This is a genomic window from Paraburkholderia sp. A1RI_3L (genome assembly GCF_048957895.1).
Taxonomy (GTDB): domain Bacteria; phylum Pseudomonadota; class Gammaproteobacteria; order Burkholderiales; family Burkholderiaceae; genus Paraburkholderia; species Paraburkholderia kururiensis.
Window position 1 is genome coordinate 305,736 of record NZ_JARCHA010000008.1, and the last position, 17,636, is coordinate 323,371.

The 17,636-nt window shown below is 64.4% G+C and carries 11 protein-coding genes; 6 read left to right on the forward strand and 5 right to left on the reverse strand.

Annotated elements, in window-relative coordinates; all coding sequences use genetic code 11:
* Positions 1 to 35: 35 nt before the first annotated feature.
* On the forward strand, positions 36 to 569 hold the full coding sequence (locus tag PXJ20_RS22075; RefSeq protein WP_017777334.1) for an RNA polymerase sigma factor: 534 nt from the start codon (positions 36 to 38) through the stop codon (positions 567 to 569).
* Positions 566 to 1,405 carry an anti-sigma factor family protein gene (locus PXJ20_RS22080; protein ID WP_017777333.1) on the forward strand — a complete coding sequence of 280 codons (840 nt, stop codon included), beginning with the start codon at positions 566 to 568 and terminating at the stop codon, positions 1,403 to 1,405. Before PXJ20_RS22075 ends, PXJ20_RS22080 begins: the two co-directional genes overlap by 4 nt.
* Before the next feature lie 87 nt (positions 1,406 to 1,492).
* Here PXJ20_RS22080 and PXJ20_RS22085 read toward each other — a convergent pair whose 3' ends face one another.
* From PXJ20_RS22085 to PXJ20_RS22095, 3 genes are all read right to left on the reverse strand, one after another.
* Complete coding sequence (locus tag PXJ20_RS22085) at positions 1,493 to 2,785, reverse strand: PepSY-associated TM helix domain-containing protein (RefSeq protein WP_421031174.1); 1,293 nt, start codon at positions 2,783 to 2,785, stop codon at positions 1,493 to 1,495.
* Between the two features lie 11 nt (positions 2,786 to 2,796).
* The gene (locus tag PXJ20_RS22090) at positions 2,797 to 5,013 is read right to left on the reverse strand and encodes a TonB-dependent siderophore receptor (protein WP_421031175.1); all 2,217 of its coding nucleotides are present in this window, start codon (positions 5,011 to 5,013) and stop codon (positions 2,797 to 2,799) included.
* A gap of 406 nt (positions 5,014 to 5,419) precedes the next feature.
* The gene (locus PXJ20_RS22095; RefSeq protein ID WP_421031176.1) at positions 5,420 to 6,460 is read right to left on the reverse strand and encodes a hypothetical protein; all 1,041 of its coding nucleotides are present in this window, start codon (positions 6,458 to 6,460) and stop codon (positions 5,420 to 5,422) included.
* Between the two features lie 121 nt (positions 6,461 to 6,581).
* Here PXJ20_RS22095 and PXJ20_RS22100 point away from each other — a divergent pair, with 121 nt between their 5' ends.
* From PXJ20_RS22100 to PXJ20_RS22115, 4 genes are all read left to right on the forward strand, one after another.
* Positions 6,582 to 7,427 carry a M15 family metallopeptidase gene (locus PXJ20_RS22100; RefSeq protein WP_026121951.1) on the forward strand — a complete coding sequence of 282 codons (846 nt, stop codon included), beginning with the start codon at positions 6,582 to 6,584 and terminating at the stop codon, positions 7,425 to 7,427.
* Positions 7,428 to 7,752: 325 nt separating this feature from the next.
* Positions 7,753 to 11,676: a type VI secretion system membrane subunit TssM gene (gene tssM / locus PXJ20_RS22105; protein ID WP_017777328.1), complete on the forward strand. Its 3,924-nt coding sequence runs from the start codon at positions 7,753 to 7,755 to the stop codon at positions 11,674 to 11,676.
* Entirely contained in the window at positions 11,673 to 12,665 is a 993-nt protein-coding gene (tagF, locus tag PXJ20_RS22110) for a type VI secretion system-associated protein TagF (protein ID WP_017777327.1), read from the forward strand. The genes tssM and tagF overlap by 4 nt, the downstream gene beginning before the upstream one ends.
* A 7-nt stretch (positions 12,666 to 12,672) precedes the next feature.
* Positions 12,673 to 13,659, forward strand: a complete 987-nt coding sequence (locus PXJ20_RS22115; RefSeq protein ID WP_421032597.1) for an OmpA family protein — start codon at positions 12,673 to 12,675, stop codon at positions 13,657 to 13,659.
* Positions 13,660 to 13,756: 97 nt separating this feature from the next.
* Here the strand turns inward: PXJ20_RS22115 and tssA are convergent, their stop codons facing one another.
* Complete coding sequence (tssA, locus tag PXJ20_RS22120) at positions 13,757 to 14,908, reverse strand: type VI secretion system protein TssA (RefSeq protein WP_421031177.1); 1,152 nt, start codon at positions 14,906 to 14,908, stop codon at positions 13,757 to 13,759.
* A gap of 3 nt (positions 14,909 to 14,911) precedes the next feature.
* Positions 14,912 to 17,593, reverse strand: a complete 2,682-nt coding sequence (gene tssH, locus PXJ20_RS22125) for a type VI secretion system ATPase TssH (protein ID WP_421031178.1) — start codon at positions 17,591 to 17,593, stop codon at positions 14,912 to 14,914.
* Positions 17,594 to 17,636: the final 43 nt, after the last annotated feature.

Genomic DNA, 17,636 nt, shown 5'->3' on the forward strand with positions numbered 1-17,636 from the left:
TCCGGTACGCGCGTGACCGATACCGGAACGATTCGATGAACGACGACGACCTGCCAGCCGTGCTGCCCACGCTGCTTCCGCGGCTGTGGCGGTTCGCGCTGCGCCTCACGCAGAACCAGCACGACGCCGAAGACCTGGTGCAGCGTGCGTGCGTTCGCGCCCTCGAACGAAGAAATCAGCTTCAGCCTGGCACGTCGGCACTCAGCTGGCTGTTTTCGATCGTGCATTCGACGTGGCTCAACGAACTGCGCTCGCGCTCCATTCGCAGCCGCGGCAGCATGGACTGGCAGGACGACGAGATCGAGTCGTTCGCCGACCCCTCTGGACACAACCCCGAAGTCGATCTCATGCACCGCCAGGTCATTCGCGCGGTGGAATCGCTGCCGGACGCGCAGCGTGTGGTCATGGTGCTGGTGGCCATCGAAGGACTCAGCTATCGCGAAGCCGCCGAGGTGCTGGACGTGCCGATCGGCACCATCATGAGCCGGCTCTCGCGCGCGAGGCTGACGGTCGGACAACAATTCGGGGTACAGGCGCCAGCCTCCACCCGCAAGGGGGAAGCACTATGACGAACGTCGACGATACGTTGCTGATGTTGTACGTGGACGGCGAACTGCCGCCCGAGCAGCGCGCCGAGGTGGAAGCCGCCGTCGCGCATTCGCCCGATCTGTCGGTACGCGTGGCGGCGTTGCGCGCATCGTGCCTGCCGTATCGCGCGGCCTACGAGCGCCAGCATCTGCCGCCCGTGCCGCAGAGCCTCACGCGCCGCATCGACGAACTCGTGAGCGTGAGCACGCCGCCGCAACGCGCAACACGGCCGGCTCGCCGCACGCAGATGCCGTGGCTCGCCGCAGCGTTCGTCGCGGGCGCGATCTGCTCCGGTGTGTTGACCGCGTATTTCGCGAGCGGGAATGCGCTGCACGCCGGCGTTGATCCGTGGGTGCGTAGCGTGGCCGACTATCAGGTGCTCTACGGTCGCGAAACGGTAGCAAGCCTCAAGGAAGACCACACCGCCACCGAGCAGATTCTCACGGACCTGAGCCAGCGCCAGGGCATGCCGATTCGTGTGCCCGACCTGCGCGAGGCAGGACTCAAGTTCAAGCGCGTGCAGGTGCTCTACTACCACAACCGTCCGCTGATTCAGATGGTGTATCTGCCTGAACGCGGCGACCCGGTGGCACTCTGCGTGATTGAAGATACGCACGGCGACGCCCCGCTTCGCACGCAGCAAGTAGGCGAAATGAAGACCGTGACGTGGCGTGCCAACAAGCTCGCTTATGTGCTGCTCGCGCGCAACGACAGCGTCGATCTGAACGAAATGGCACAGCGGATCGTCAACGGAAAAACGGGCGATCTGTATGGGAATGCGACGGAGAACACGCCGCGCGGAAACTCGATGACGTAAGCGTGTGTGGTCTGGATGCACGAGGTCGGCAGGGCCGTCGTCGCTCATGCTGAGCGTAGCAAGGGTGTGTGAACGCTTCTCGCCGGGTTATTTCTGTGCGGGTTCTGCCGCATGTGGCGCGTTGATGCGTCGCTCGTCGCTTGGTCGTTCATCGCGTTGCGGATTCGCTCGCCTCGCTTTGCCCTCGCGCCTCGTCTGCAACGCGGCTGCCCGCCGCCCTGCCCGCTTCCTTATCCAGATCAGGATGCCCGTCACGCTCAGCGTCGCGACCATGACGCCCATGAAGCTGATGGCGATGCGCCCTGCCGTACCGAACAGCCGCCCCGAATGCAGCGGAAACTGCGCCTGCAGAAAGAGGTCGCCTGCGCTGCCCACGCCCGGCACGGTACGCGCAATCTGCGTTCCGGTCGTGGCATCCCAATAGGTCCAGGCGTTGCCAAGGTGATAGTCGCCGTAGTCGTCACCGGGGGCGAAGTAGCCCACCGCGTAGTAGTTGCGATCCGGTGAAAAGAAGAGTCCGCCTGGCGCCGCGCGCAGCTTCAACTGCCGCCCAGCGGCGCTCGCAAGTTCGAGAACGCGTTCGCGACTCAAGGTCGCTGGCTGCGGCTGGGCTGAGGGCTTCGCTTCGCTCTCCGGCTCGGGCGCCAGCGTGGAGAACATCGACAACACAGGGCGCACAACCGGCTCCCTGAGGTTCATCGATATCGACGTGACAGCGATCACGCCCAACAACACCCATACCCACACGCCGCCCGAGCGATGCACGTCGAAGGCCAGCGGGTAACCGCCGCGACGCACGCGAAACGCGAACGACTTGCGCCATGTCTTGAAGCTGGGAAACGTGAGCATCAACGCGATGACGCTATCAAGCGTCCATACGATGGCGACAAAACCCAGGAGCCATACGCCTGTCGCCAGGCCGCCCGCCGTGCCGGGCAGATAGAGCGTGTAGTGCAGTTCGTAGAGGAACGGCAGCAGATTGAGCCGCGAAAGCGACAACGCGCCCCATTCGCGACGGCCCTGAACCGCGCCCGTGGCGGGATCGATAGCCAGTTGATTGAAGTCGAGCGCGTAGGGCTTGCCGGTATGAGGATCGTTTCGCGGCGCGACGAGCACTTGCAACGTGCGCCCCGGCTCCGCTGCAAGCGGAAGCCAGGTCACGCGCAAGCGGGGGTCCGCGGCTTCAACGCGCTTCGCCAGTTCGAGCGACGGTAACGCTGGCCCGGACGTGTGGGCATAAAAGAACGCGGGGTTGAGCGCAGCATCCAGTTCGCGATGCCAGGCGATGATCGAGCCCGTGAGTCCCGAGAGGAACAGGAATACCGCTGTTCCAAGCCCGAACCAGCGATGCAGGCGAACCAGGATGGGTCTCACGGACATCTCGACGCCGCTCAGAAATCGATCTTCGCGTTCAGGCTGATCGTGCGCGGATCGCCCGGCTTCACGTAGTCGGCGTACTGGAATTCCCAGTAGCGGCGGCCCAACACGTTGTCGAGCGCGGCGCGCAGCGTGACGTCGTGAGCGCCGACGCGTGTGCGATAGGTCGCACCCAGATTGACGAGCAGGAAGCCCGCTGCACTCAGGTCGCCCGCCTCGCGCAGCGACGTGTTGCCGGTGAACTTCGCATCGACGCCAAGCTCGAGCCCCGGCACGGCGGGCACGATGTAACCCACATGTCCTGCCACCACGAAGCGCGGCGCACCCGCCACGCGGTTACCGTTGTAGGTGCTGCCTTTCGCGTACCAGGAGTCGAGCAGCATCATGCTGCCGCCGACGTTCCACTGCGAGCCGATCTGCGCGGCGCCCGCAACTTCGAGACCCTGATAGATCGATTCGCCATCCTGAACATAAACGTTTGCGCTGTTCGCATAGGCGGCGCCACGTTCAATGCGGAACAATGCAGCCGTTGCGCTCCAGCGATTGTGCGCCGTCTTGATGCCGACTTCGTACTGCTTGCTGCGTAGCGGGTTGAGCAGCGCACCGGCGTTCGCGTACGTCGATGCGACGGAAGCGCCCGCTTCCAGTGCCTCGACATAGCTCGCGTAGACCGTCGTACGCGGGTCGAGCTTGTACATCACCGCGAACGATGGCGTGATCACGCCGTTCTTGCCGTACGACGAAGTTTGTCCGCCGGTCAGATCGAATCCGCGTTGCTCGTAGTTCGTGTAACGAATGCCCGCGAGCACGGACCAGCGTTCGGTGATCTGCACAGTGTCGCTCGCGAACAGGGCCTTTTGCGTGATGTCGCTCGCGCGGTACGTGCCTGCGTTGACGGAGGGATAGTAGGCATTCAGGTTCGGCGAATAGATGTTGCCCGTGCCGATGGTGCCGTAGAAGCTGCCGTCTTCGTAGTAGTTCACCTGCTTTTGCCACGACGCACCGAACACCAGTTGATGCGCAAGCATGCCCGTTCGCACCTTGCCTTCCACGAGCGCCTGCATCTGGCTGTACTGATGCGCTTCGATGCCGTAGAAGCGCGAGTCGGTGTAGTCGCCCGAGCTGTTCGCGAGATAAAGCGTGCTTTCGTTGCGATCTCGCCGCGCGGTGCTATAGCTGTACACGAGGCTCGCGGTCCAGTCCGGCGAGAGCTTGTAATGAATGCCGCCGGTATAGAGCTGCAGGTTCGTGTTCAGATGCTGACCTGCGCTGCTGAGATTCCCGTTGCCGCCGCTGATCGTCGCGGGCAGGCTCGTGCCGGTGTACTGCGCAACCGAAATGGACGGCGGCTGGTTGGACGCGCTGCGCTCCTGGTAGAGCAGGTTGAAATCGGCGGAGAGCGAGCGGGTCAATTGAGCGTCGAGTGCGAGCGATACCGAGTTTCGATTCAACTCGCCTTCGTTATAGGTCTTACCCTCCTCGTGCGTGGCATTGAGGCGCGCACCGAACATCTGGTCGGGGCCGAAGCGCTGGCTCAGATCCACGTGCTCGCTAAACACGCCGTTGTTGCGATAGCCGATGTCGACGCTACGCACAGGCGTCGCGCCAGGCTGTTTCGTCACGTAGTTGATGATGCCGCCCGGCGTCGCGAAACCGTACATGAAGCCGGAGAGCCCCTTCAGCAGTTCCACGCGCTCGAACTGCTCGTAAGGCAGCGTGATGCCGTAGCCGTTGAACGGCATGCCGTCGATCTTGAAACCGTTCTGCCAGTCGAGCTGCAAGCCGCGCACGGTGATGTAGCTGGCCCAGGCGCTGTTCGCGTCGGAGTTGTCGGAGACGGAGGCATCGCCCATGAAGATGTCGCCGAGCTTGCCCGGCTGAAGCGCCGCCAGTTCCTCTTCGTCCACTACCGTGGTCGAGAACGGCGTATCGAGCTGCGAGCGGCTGCCGAGCGCGCCCGTCGCGACCTTCGTTTCCAGATGCTGCTCGGACTCCCCCGCCGTCGCCGCGCTGACCGTCACGGCAGGTAGCACGGTGTCGCCCTGCTTCGCACCGCTCGCCGGCGCAGCGGACGGCGTCGTTGAGACACCGGCATTCGTACTGTCGGCTGTCGTCGCGGCCCAGGCAGGCTGGCCAGCGAGCCAGGAAAATGCCAAGGCGATTTGCCACGCGCACCGGTTGCGCTTCTGCGCCGGCACCGCGTGCCGCACAGCCCCGAAGTCTGTTCCCATGCTTTGTCGATTCGCTCTTTGTTGGTCTGGTGATCCGCGCACAAAATCTAAATGCGAGTCATTTGCATTTAGATTTTGTGCGCATCGTACTGGAGGACTATGCAAATCGCAAGAGGAAATGCGCAGCGTGCGGAGTGGGACGGCTGGAGGGCCACCAGGACGGCGCCCTCGCGTGACATGGCAATAGTCCGGCAACGCGGGCGTTTCGGGCGTGGCCTTGTCGACGGGGAGAAAACTGAATCCGGAAGAGCTCGCGGAACCGCGACCGGATGACGCTGAAGCAGAAGCCGCCCTGCAGCGCGCCCGAGCGAGGGCACAACAACCAGGGCGGCGTTCCTACATCCGGAGGGTTTGAAGAACAGCTAACGGTAGCGCGATACCGGTTCCGCGCACCCGCGCGGGCGCGTCAAGGCTGCCGTGTCGTCGCGGCAGTGGGGCAAGCCGGGTCTTTACCCCAATGCCCGTCGCAGACACGCCAGCGACAGAGCTGGTCTTCGAAGAAGCCTTTCTGGCCGCACTCCTTCACGCGCTCCGCGAGGCGCACATCGCCTGCGTTCGATGCCGCGATTTTTGTCGGGGCTTGCTTCGAGGTTTCCTTCGCATTGGCCTGCTTCGCCGAAGATTGCTTCGACTGCGCAGGCTTCGCAGGCGCTTCCTTCTCAGACTCGGTGGACGGCTTCGTGCGCGCGACGAGCGCGGCCAGCAAGTCCGCGTCCGAGTCGTCGTGGGTCTTGCCGCCCTTCGTGTCGCGAGACTTCTGCGTCTGTGCTACGGCTACCGGTTTCGCCGCATGGTGGCCGCCACTCGGCGCCTCATGTTTGCCGCGCGATGCGACTGTCTCATGTTGCTTGCTGTTCGCTGCAAGCGCAGCGGCAGAGGCAGACTTCGCGTTCTTCGCCGGCGCAACCGCCAGCGTGGTGGCCGAGGCCGGTGCGCCTGTGTCCTCAGCCCCATTCGCCAGGGCGCGGGACAGGCGATTGCCGTCGGCGGCCCCTGATGCCGATGCCACGTCCGGCGACGACGCCGCGCCTGACGCATTCGGTGCGCTCGCCGAATCGTCGGCCACGATGGTTGCCGCTTGCGACGCAGAAGCCGGCGCGGGGCTGGCCGCAGTGGTTTGAGCAGCGCTCGCGCCACTCGCCTGTGCCGCGGCAGTTGTTGCTGAAGTTGTCGCTGAAGTAGTCGCGGCGTCACCCTGCGCTGCGCCAGCAGGATGCGTCTGGTAGCGCCCTTGCAGTTGCCAGGCGCCCACTGCGGCCAGCGCCACGACCAGCAATCCGCCCACCACGAGCGGCTTCTTCGCGCGCGGCGGCTTCTTCTCTGCGGGAGGTACGACACGGCCTTCCAGGTTCGCGAGGATGCGCGAACCGTTGGCTTCGCTTGCCGGAGCCGTATCGGAAAGCAGGCTGGGCGGGGTTCTGGAATTCGGGCTGTCCGGCGCACTCATTCGCTGTCTCATTGAATCCTTGTTTAATTCGCCGCGATAATAATGTCCGAACCTGGCGAGCAGGCTGATTCTAAAGTCTCGCATTACAAAATACAATTGCCAGCAAATTGCGGGGTGCACCTTGATTGCAGCGGTCCTTACTTTCTATTTCCTTGTCGTCGTGCTGGCCGCGGCAATGGTCCTTTTGCCGGCAGTGCGCGCATCCATTCTGGGTGCGGCCTTCCAGATTCACGGACGCGTGATGCGCCGTGCATCAGCGCATGCAATGCGCACTCGCGAGCAATTACATAAATCGGCAAAAATTTCCCAAACAACTTTAGTCGACGTGCAAAATTTGCTGATACGCCGGCGCTTGCTGATTTTTACTGCCACAGGTATTCTTGCCACGCCGCCGTTGATTGCAATTGCATTGAGAGGCCGTCAGCTATTTCAATATGACGACAATGTGCGGGTGCCCGACGAAAAAATCGCTGCCCTGCTGAATGGCGAGCAGCTCGTGCCCCCGCCGCCGCTTCCGCCTGAGGTCTTCGCCACGCAGGAAGTCGAGCAGGTGCGGCCTGCGCTGCAGGACGCGAGCCGCGACTGGAACCTGCTGGACGCCGATTTCAGAACGCGCTTATTGCTCGTGTACAAGATCATGCATGAGCAATACGGTTATCAAATGGCCTTGCTGGAAGGCTATCGCAGCCCGGAACGGCAAAACCGGCTCGCGCAGATGGGGGGAAACGTGACCAATGCCGCGGCGTATCAGAGCTATCACCAATATGGATTGGCCGCGGACAATGCCTTTTTGCGTGACGGCAAGCTGGTCATTTCAGAAAAAGATCCATGGGCCATGCGAGGCTACGAGTTGTACGGACAGACCGCCGAGCAGGTCGGTCTCACATGGGGCGGCCGCTGGAAAATGATGGATCTGGGGCACGTCGAATATCACAAGCCCGGGTTCGTATTGGGCCGCGCGCACTAAATTGCGCGAAAACGACATAAGAAAGGGGGCGCATGGGGCATTTAACAATTTCCACCGCCAGGAAATGGCGCGTTCAATCCTGTGCAAACGGGACTTTCGAACCCTTCGTCATTTTTCCTTCACGAAATTGCGATAACCGCCATGCAGTTGCTGCGGGCGGCATCTGTCGCCATCCAGACACGATCCGGCAACCGGGGCCCGCTACGCTCGCGAGACTCCAGCGCCGCTGAGCAGAACGCCGACGCGGCCGCATGCCATCCGCGCTGCGCCCACCGGCTCGAAAAGCACACCACACCGAGTACATCACCAGCACTGAACGGCACCCATGCAACGCTTTCTCACCGTGTTGACCAGTAAACGCACGCTCACGATCGTCGGCTTCATCGCGCTCGCAGCGGTCCTGTTCGTCGGCGCGAGCCTGCTCGATCTACCGCCGCTATGGCCGGCGCTCGTGCTGGGTGCGCTCGTCGCGCTATGGCTCGTGGTGTGGCTCGTGCGGCGCCTGCGTGCACGGCGCGCCAATCGCAAGCTGGGCGAAATGCTCGAACAGCAGGCCGAGACCGACAAGGCCGCGGCAGCAGCCGCGCCGCCTGCACGTCAGGCCGAACTCGACACGCTGCGCGCGCGCCTCATCGATGCGGTCAAGACCATCAAGACGTCCAAGATCGGTCAGGTCTCGGGCGGCTCGGCGCTTTACGAGCTGCCCTGGTACATCGTGATCGGCAACCCGGCTGCGGGCAAGAGCAGCGCCGTGCTGAACTCGGGGCTGCAGTTCCCCTTCGCCGACAAGAACAACGCCGTGGTGCACGGCATTGGCGGCACGCGCAACTGCGACTGGTTCTTCACGACCGAGGGCATCCTGCTCGATACCGCGGGCCGCTATTCGGTGCACGAGGAAGACCGCAGCGAATGGCTCGGCTTTCTCTCGCTGCTCAAGCGGCACCGTCCGAAGGCGCCCATCAACGGCATCATCGTGACCGCGAGCATCGCGGAACTCACGGGCAATCGCCCCGAATTCGCAATCAACCTCGCGAAGAACCTGCGTCAGCGTGTGCAGGAACTTACCGAGAAGCTTGAAGTGTTCGCGCCGGTCTACGTGATGTTCACGAAGGCCGACCTCATCACGGGCTTCAGCGAATTCTTCGGCGGCAACGACCGCAACGAATACGACCGCGTGTGGGGCGCCACACTGCCCTACGAGCCCGACGAGAAACGCGACATCGTCGCGCTCTTCGACGAACGTTTCGAAGAACTCTACGAAGGCCTGAAAGAGATCAGCGTCGCGCAACTCTCCATCAGCCGCGGCAACAAGCTCTCGCCGGGGCAACTGAGCTTTCCGCTCGAGTTCTCCACCATCAAGCCGGCGCTGCGCGCGTTTCTCGCCACGCTGTTCGAGAACAACCCGTTCCAGTACAAGCCCATCTTCCGCGGCTTCTATTTCACGAGCGCATTGCAGGAAGGCGAAACGAACAGCGCCGCCGCGCAACGCATCGCGAACCGCTTCGGGCTCTCGGCGGAAGGCTTGCCGCAACCGCAAGGCGCCGTCTCGCGATACGGCTTCTTCCTGCGTGACCTGTTCTCCAAGGTGATCTTCGCGGACAAGCAAACGGTGCGTCAGTTCGCAAGCCCGGCGAAGACACGGCTGCGCTACGCCACCTTCTTCGGCTTCGTCGCGGCGCTCGCGCTTGCGCTGGGCGGCTGGACGTGGTCCACCATCGGCAATCAGCAACTCACGGCCAACGTGCAGGCGGATCTCGATAACGTGGTGCGCCTGCAGCAGAACCGCAGCGACCTGCAATCGCGCCTGCAGGCCATGGACATTCTCGAAGACCGTATCGAGCAGCTCGAACAGTTCCGCCATGACAAGCCGCTTTCGGTTTCGCTCGGCCTGTATCAGGGCGACCGGCTGGAGCAACATCTGCTCGCCGAGTACTACAACGGCGTCAAGCAGATCCTGCTCACGCCCGTTTCGCAGAACCTCGCGTCGTTCCTGAAGGACGTCAACGCGCATCCCGAACAGCTCGCGCCCATGACGCGCGCGCCCGAATCCGGCGCAATGCCCGTCTCCGCACACGCGGCGATGGCCTCCACGAGCCAGGGCGGCCTCTATAGCGACGCGTCGCCCACGAACGTCGAAGACGCCTACAACGCGCTGAAGACGTACCTCATGCTCTCGGACAAGCGCCACGTGGAACAGGCCCATCTCACCGACCAGCTCGCGCGATTCTGGCGCGGCTGGCTCGAAACGAACCGGGGCAACATGCCGCGCGACGAGATGATCCGCAGCGCCGAGCGCATGATCACGTTCTACCTCTCGCGCGTCACCGACGACGACTGGCCGATGATCGACGAGAACCTCGCGCTCGTCGACCAGACCCGCGAAAACCTGCGCCGCGTGGTGCGCGGCATGCCGGCACGCCAGCGCGTCTACGAAGAAATCAAGGCACGTGCCTCCACGCGTTTTGCGCCAATGACGGTGGCGCGCATCGTCGGCGAATCGAATAACGGCCTCGTGGCCGGCAGCTACGCGATTCCGGGCACCTTCACGCGCGAAGCGTGGTTCCAGTACGTGCAGCCCGCCATTCGCGACGCCGCCACGAAGGAACTGCAGGCGAAGGACTGGGTGCTCAACACCTCGGCCACCGACGACCTCACGCTGGAAGGCAGCCCCGAGCAGATCCAGAAGGCGCTCGTGCAGATGTACAAGACCGAGTACGCGCAGCACTGGCAGAAGTTCATGCAGGGCATTGCCGTGCAGAGCTTCGGCAGCTTCAACCAGGCCGTGGACGCCATGAACCGCCTGGGCGATCCGCAGGATTCGCCCATTCGCAAGGTGCTGGAAACCGCGTACGACCAGACGTCGTGGGATAACCCCTCGCTTGCCAATACCGTGTTGAAGAGTGCGCAGGCCGGCGTGACGGGCTGGTTCAAGAACCTGTTCTCGCGCGCTCCGGCGCCCGCGCAAACAGCGAACGTCGACATCAACGGCAATCCGGTCGAGCTGCCCATGGGTCCCATCGGGCAGGAATTTACCGGGCTCGCGCGCATCGTGCAGACGCACGAGGGCACGTCGCTGCTGCGCAATTACATGGATTCGCTCTCGAAGGTGCGCACGCGCTTCAACGTGCTGAAGAACCAGGGCGACCCGGGGCCGGGCGCGCGTCAGCTCATGCAGCAGACGCTGGACGGCAACGGCTCCGAACTCGCCGACTCGCTGAAGCTCGTGGACGAGCAGATGCTGACGGGCCTCACGGATTCGCAACGCAAGGCGCTGCGCCCGCTGCTCGTGCGTCCGCTCATGCAGGCCTACGCCGTGGTAATTCAACCCGCTACCGTGGAAGTCAACAAGATCTGGAACGCGCAGGTGTACCAGACCTTCCAGACCTCGCTCGCGAACAAGTATCCGTTCTCGGGTGACGCGAAGATCGAAGCCGGCGCGGGCGAGATCGCCCAGGTCTTCGGGCCGGACGGCGCCATTGCGAAGTTTGTTGGCACGACGCTCGGACCGCTCGCGGTACGCCGCGGCGACACGCTCACGGCACGCACATGGGGCGACATGGGCCTCGCGCTCACGCCCGACTTCACGAACGGCTTCGCCCGCTGGGTAGCGCCGCTTTCGGGCGGCGCGGCAGGCAGCGGCCAGTCATCGAGCGAGCCGCAGACCGTATTCCAGATCCTGCCGCAGCCGGCCACCGGCACGACGGAGTACACGATCGCCATCGACGGACAGCAACTGCGCTACCGCAACACGCCGCCGCAATGGACCAACTTCGTGTGGCCGAACCCGCAAGGCTCGCCGGGCGCCACGCTCACAGCGACCACCTTCGACGGCCGCACGCTGCAGCTCGTGAACGAGCCGGGACGCTACGGTCTCGAAAAACTCATCAACTCGGCGCAACGCAAGCGCCGCCCGGACGGCACGTTCGATCTGTCGTGGACGCAGGGCAACGTCACCGTGGCGGTCAGCATGCGCATCATCAGCAGCTCGCAGCCGACGGGCGGCGGTGGCAGCAGCGCTGGCTCCGGCGACGCGCCCCAGCAGCAAAGCCTGCGTGGGCTGCGACTGCCCTCCTCCGTGGCCGACGTGAGCGCGGCCACGGCGCTGACCGCGCCGACGGTCCCGGCAGCCGGAGCAGCATCCGCGTCGGGCGTCGCCACGCCGGGCGTCGCACCCGCCGCGAACGCCGGCGCAGGCACGCAGTCATCCGCTGTCGTATCGGCAGCATCGCATTCGGGGAGTGCGCAATGACGCAAACCGTAGAGGCGCAGATCGCCTACTTTGGCAAGATCCCGTCGCGCGGCGACTTCGTGAAAAGCGCGCATAACCCGCAACTGCTCCAGACGCTCGACCACTGGATCGCCCAAGCCATGGAGCTGCTCGCGGAAGACCCGCGCTGGAAGATCGTCTACGAAGACGCGCGGCCCATGCACTTCGCGTTTCTCGGCTCACGCAGCCGGCTCGCCATTGCGGGTCACATGATGGCGAGCCACGACGTGTCGTCGCGGCGCTTTCCGTTCCTTGCCGCCACGGCGCTCGAAGTCAACCAGCCGCTCGCGTTTCTCGCGCGTAGCCCGCTCGCGTTTGCGCGGCTCTGGTCACGTGTGGCCGCGCAGATGAAACCGCTGCTGGGCGCCTCCGAGCCGGCGGGCGCGCTCCAGGCGCTGGGCGAAACGCTCGTGCCCATCGAGACGAGCGCAGGCCCCGGCAGCCCGCACGACGGCACTTTCAACGATTTCGTGGAACACCAGACGCTCGCCGGACTCGAACAGATGCTGCTCGCAAGCGGCCACCCGGTGAAACTGCGCGGCGCGATGCTCGCGCTCGGTTCGCTGCTGCGGCCCGTGATGACGAGCGGCTCGTCGCATCTGGAGCGCGGTCTCACGCTGCCGCTGCCGACAGACCCGTTCTATCGCAGTCTCGTTGCCGCGTTCTGGCTCGAACTGATTGCGCCCTTTGTTGCGCACGCCGACTTCGAGCTGGCCATCTTCATCGGCACGATCGCCTCGCGCGAGCGGCTCGTGGTGGGCTTCAACGGTGCCTCGGCGAAGACGCTGCACAGCGTCGTCGATCCGCAGGCGTACGCGGCGCACAACATCGACATCGACGATCCCGAGTGGATCGACGCTCATGCACAGAACGACCATGGAATCAGCAAGCTTGTCAGCTATCTCGACCAACCGCAGCTTTCGTTGCGTATGGCCATCGACACGTTTCGCGAAGCGTTCGTCGCAGCATGACCGCATGATGAGCGCCATCGACCGTCACGCCTTGCGCCCGTCCACCGCCGCCATTGCATGCGCCGCGGCCTGCGTGCTGTTCGCCGCCGCTGGCCCGGCGCGCGCCGACAACGCCGGCCCGGCGAACGTCACGCCCGTGGACAACAGCGGCGTGCAGATCCATACGACGATCCTGCCGCCGCAGTCTCCCGCGTCGACAGGCGCGCCCACAGGCACGGGCGGCAGCATCAACGCCGCAGCAACCCCGGGCGCCTCGGCCGGCAGCGGCACGACCTATGTGCCGCCCGCAGCGAACACGGCACCGGGCCAGGTCGTGGTAGGCGGCAAGGTGCCGGATGAAGCCACGAAGGCAGCCGTGCTACAACGCCTGCGCGACACGTATGGCGCGACCAACGTGGTCGATCAGATCGAAGTGGGCAACGTCGCCACGCCGCCCAACTGGGGCACGAACGTGCAGAAGCTGATCGGCCCGCAGTTGAAGCAGATCAGCAAGGGGCAACTCAAGATCGACGGCACGCAGATCGACGTGAAAGGTGAAGTGGGCAACGAAGCGCAGCGCCAGCAGCTTGCAAGCGACATGGCCAACGCGCTGAACCCCACATGGACCATCAAGAACGGACTGCGTGTGAGCGCATCCGAGCAAGGGCTGCTCGATCGCACGCTCGCGAACCGCACTATCGAATTCGAAACCGGCAGCGCGACGCTCACACCGCAAGGCCGCGCGATTCTGGATCAGATGGCGACGGTACTTTCGAAGATGTCGACGAAGACCGTCGAGATCATCGGCCACACCGACAACCTCGGTAATCGGGCGTCCAACATTGCATTGAGCCAGGCGCGTGCGGATGCGGTGAAGGGTTACCTCGTGGCGCGAGGCATCTCGCCGCAGCAGTTGAGCACGACAGGCGTGGGCCCCGATCAGCCCATCGCCTCGAACGACACCACCGACGGCCGCGCCCGCAATCGGCGAATCGAATTCAGAGCGGGGCTCTGATCAGCGAGGCTCCTATGTGAAGAGGCGCTGGCGCCTCTTCACGCGGCGCGCGAGCCGCGAGGAACAGCGAACGCCCGCTGCTCCTCAGCTGCGACCCTCAACCGTTCGCGTCGGGCTTGATGCCCAGCAACTCGCGAATGTGCGAGAGCGAGCCGTCGTCCTTCACGACCGTCGAAAGCCATTCGTGCAGCGGCATGTCGGCCCATTCGGCGGCCTTGTCCGCGAGATAGGCCACCGGACTGTGCGGTTCGGTGCTGCGGAAATACTTCGCGACCGCGCGCAGTTGAGCCACGGCCTGCGCGCGGTTTTGAATGCCGGCGTACGCAACGTTCGACACGTGCGTGGTCTGTGATGCGGGAGCGAGTGTGGTGGGCACGGCAGCCTCGTGCAGCAACGGCGTCTTGAATGTCGGCTCGGTACGCTCCTGCGCACCCGCCGTCTGATCCTGCTTCGATTCCCGCGCCGCCTGACCGTCGGGCGCATCCGGGTTCACGCCGGCTTCGCGCGCGAAGCGCTCGGCCAGCCGATACACCGACTCGTACGCGTCTTTTGCCTTGCGAAAGCTCGGTGCGACTTCGCCTGCGCGCAGATCCAGCTCGCGTTCGAGGCCCAGCATCGCGTCTTCGAACGCCCTCAACTCCGCGAGCAGCGACACGTAAAAGCGCGCGGGCGTGGCCCGCCGGCTCGCCTCGATCTGCTCGACGGCCGGTTTGCCGCGCGTGATGTCGTCCGCGTGTTCGGGGTCGCGCTTCGCCGCCTGCGCCGCGTGCGTGGCGACCTCCCAGTCGAGCGCGCTGAACGAGCTATCGCCCGTCTGCGTGAGCGGCGCTGCGCGCAGCAGTTCAGCCGTACGCCCCACGAGCCAGCCGACATTGCCCAGACGGTATTCGGCGTCGTCGCCTTCCGGCAGCGGATGCAGATACTCCCAGTACCGCTCGCACAAACCCGTCACGAGCGCATAGCCTTGCGTGAGCCCGGGCACGCCGTCTTCCATCGCCAGCGCTTCAGTCAGCCACACCGCGAGCCGCAAGTCCTTCGTCTGCGAGCCCAGCAGCGCCGAGGCGCGCGCGACCACGAACGACCAGTCGGCTTCCTTGATGTCCGTCACCCACTCGCCCTGATCCAGCGAGGGATCGTCGAAACGGCGCGCGTGCTGGATGGCGTCGAAGTCCGCAGAAAACAGCAAGTCCTCGCCGCACGGCGACGATTCGCTCACGGGCTCGATCAGCAGTTTTAGATCGATTGGCATGCGTTACTCCACCGTGTATTCGAATTCGCCCGACTCGTGCGCATGCACAGCAATCTTCGCGATGGGTTCGCCGTCGGCGATGCGTTCGAGCACGTGCTGCGCGATCTCGGGCAAGAGCGTGCCGTTCAGGATGTGGTCCACGTTGCGCGCGCCCGAATCCACCTCGGTACACCGCGAGAGCACGGCGTCGATGAGCGATTCGTCCCATTCGAACGCAGCATGATGATTTGCTTCCACGCGGCGGCGAATGCGATCGAGCTTAAGTTCGATGATCTGCGCGAGCACGTCGTCGGAAATCGGGTAGTACGGCACGACCTTCATGCGGCCGAGGAACGCGGGCTTGAACGCCTTGTACAGCTGTGGGCGCAGCAGTTCGGCCAGTTCGTCCGCGTCGGGCAACTCGCCTTCGCCTTTATTGAGGCAGTGCTGCATCACCGTGGTGGAGCCCACGTTCGACGTCAGAATGATGAGCGTGTTGCGAAAGTCGATCTCGCGGCCTTCGGCGTCGTCCATCATGCCCTTGTCGAAGACCTGGAAGAACATTTCGAGCACATCGGGATGGGCCTTTTCCACTTCGTCCAGCAGCACGACCGAATACGGATTGCGCCGCACCGCTTCGGTCAGCACGCCACCCTCGCCGTAGCCGACATAACCCGGCGGCGAGCCCTTGAGTCCCGAGACGCTGTGCGCTTCCTGATACTCGCTCATGTTGATCGTGACCATCTTGCGCTCGCCGCCGTACAGCACGTCTGCCAGCGCGAGCGCCGTTTCGGTTTTACCCACGCCCGAGGGCCCGACGAACATGAAGACGCCGCGCGGCTTGTTCGGATCTTCGAGCCCTGCGCTCGCGGTTCGCACGCGCTGCGCAATGGCCTCGAGCGCGTGGTCCTGGCCGATCACGCGCGCAGCGAGCAACGGCTGAAGGTTCATCACGGTACCGATTTCGTCCTTCACCATGCGTCCCAGCGGAATACCGGTCCACGACGCGACGATTTCTGCCACCACGTGGCCGTCCACCTGCAGGGGCACCATCGGTTGCGCGCCCTGCAACGCGTGCAGACGTGCCACGTGTTGCGTGAGTGTTTCGCGCGCCTCGCGCAGTTCGTCGGATTGCGCGGCATCGGCCGCGCGCTCGCGCAGCGTATCGATCTGGCTGCGCAGTGCGGCGATCTCCGTTACCAGTTCGCGTTCCTGCGCGTAGCGTGCCTCGTCGGCAGTCATGGTTTCCTTGTCCGCCGCGAGTTGTGCGCGTAGCGCGGCGAGCCGCTCAGAGCGCTGCGGGTCTTCAAGCGCATCGCCCGCGGCCTCGCGTTCGAGCGCCGCGATTTCCGTCTCCGTGCGTTCGATGCGCTTTCTCGCGTCGTCGATCGCGCCTGGTGTGGCGCTCTGCGCGAGCGCGACGCGCGCGCACGCCGTGTCGAGCACGCTGATCGCCTTGTCCGGCAGTTGCCGTCCGCTGATGTAGCGATGCGAAAGGCGCACGGCCTCGGTAATGGCATCGTCGAGAATGCGCACGTTGAAGTGGCGCTCCATCAAGCCGGCCATCGCGCGCAGCATGGCTGCGGCCAGCGTCTCGTCCGGCTCTTCGACCTTCACCACCTGGAAGCGCCGCGCGAGCGCCGCGTCTTTCTCGAAGTACTTCTTGTATTCGCTCCACGTCGTGGCCGCGATGGTGCGCAATTCGCCGCGCGCGAGTGCAGGCTTGAGCAGATTGGCGGCGTCGTTCTGGCCCGCCTGGCCGCCCGCGCCGATGATCGTATGCGCCTCGTCGATGAACAGGATGATCGGGTGCGCACTCTTTCGCACTTCGTCGATCACGTTCTTCAGGCGGTTTTCGAATTCGCCCTTTACGCTGGCGCCCGCCTGCAATAGCCCCATGTCGAGCACGTGAAGCGCAACGCCCGCGAGCGCGGCCGGCACATCGCCTGCCGCGATGCGCAGCGCAAGTCCCTCCACGACCGCGGTTTTCCCCACACCCGCTTCGCCCGTGAGGATGGGGTTGTTCTGGCGGCGGCGCATCAGGATGTCGATGGCCTGACGGATCTCGCGTTCGCGGCCCACCACGGGGTCGATCTTGCCTTCGCGGGCACGCTCCGTGAGGTTGGTGGTGTAGGTGTCCAGCGCAGGCGTTCGGGAAGGACCGCCAGAGGTCGCCTGACGCGTTTGTGCGTCTTCGGCGGTATCGGCTCCGGTTGCGGTCGCACGCTCGACTTCGCATGAGCCTTCCGTGATTTCGTCGAACCGATGCTTGAGATCCGTCACCCGTACGCCGGCGAAGCGCGGCGACATGCGTTGCGCGAATTGCGCGAGATCCGGCGCGCTCAACAACGCGAGCAGCAGATGCCCCGAGCGAATTCGTCCGATCTGCGAATCCAGCGAGGCAATGAGCCACGCCTGCTCGAACAGTTCGATGAGATGCACGGAAAACACCGGCGTTCTGGTGTTGCCGGTCTTCAACCGCTCGAGTTCGCCTTCGAGGTCGGCACGCAACGCGTGCACGTCCACGCCGCTCGCCTTCAGGACGATTGCCGCGTCGCTGGCGGGCTCGTCCAGCAGCGCGAGGAACAGATGTTCGAGGTCCACCTCGTAGTGACCGCGCGCAAGACAGAGACTGGCCGCGCGCTCCGTGGCCTGGCGGCACGTCGTGTTGAGTTTGGTAATGAGGGTCTTGAGGGGCGTGCTCATCGGGTGCGTCCGGTTCTCGTACGGTTCGGTTCTTCTTTGAGAT

Coding starts and splice junctions, on each gene's coding strand:
- tagF (WP_017777327.1), top strand. CDS start 11,673: ATGACGCAAACCGTAGAGGCGCAGATCGCCTACTTTGGCAAGATCCCG.
- PXJ20_RS22090 (WP_421031175.1), bottom strand. CDS start 5,013: ATGGGAACAGACTTCGGGGCTGTGCGGCACGCGGTGCCGGCGCAGAAG.
- tssA (WP_421031177.1), bottom strand. CDS start 14,908: ATGCCAATCGATCTAAAACTGCTGATCGAGCCCGTGAGCGAATCGTCG.
- tssH (WP_421031178.1), bottom strand. CDS start 17,593: ATGAGCACGCCCCTCAAGACCCTCATTACCAAACTCAACACGACGTGC.
- PXJ20_RS22115 (WP_421032597.1), top strand. CDS start 12,673: ATGAGCGCCATCGACCGTCACGCCTTGCGCCCGTCCACCGCCGCCATT.
- PXJ20_RS22075 (WP_017777334.1), top strand. CDS start 36: ATGAACGACGACGACCTGCCAGCCGTGCTGCCCACGCTGCTTCCGCGG.
- PXJ20_RS22095 (WP_421031176.1), bottom strand. CDS start 6,460: ATGAGTGCGCCGGACAGCCCGAATTCCAGAACCCCGCCCAGCCTGCTT.
- PXJ20_RS22080 (WP_017777333.1), top strand. CDS start 566: ATGACGAACGTCGACGATACGTTGCTGATGTTGTACGTGGACGGCGAA.
- tssM (WP_017777328.1), top strand. CDS start 7,753: ATGCAACGCTTTCTCACCGTGTTGACCAGTAAACGCACGCTCACGATC.
- PXJ20_RS22085 (WP_421031174.1), bottom strand. CDS start 2,785: ATGTCCGTGAGACCCATCCTGGTTCGCCTGCATCGCTGGTTCGGGCTT.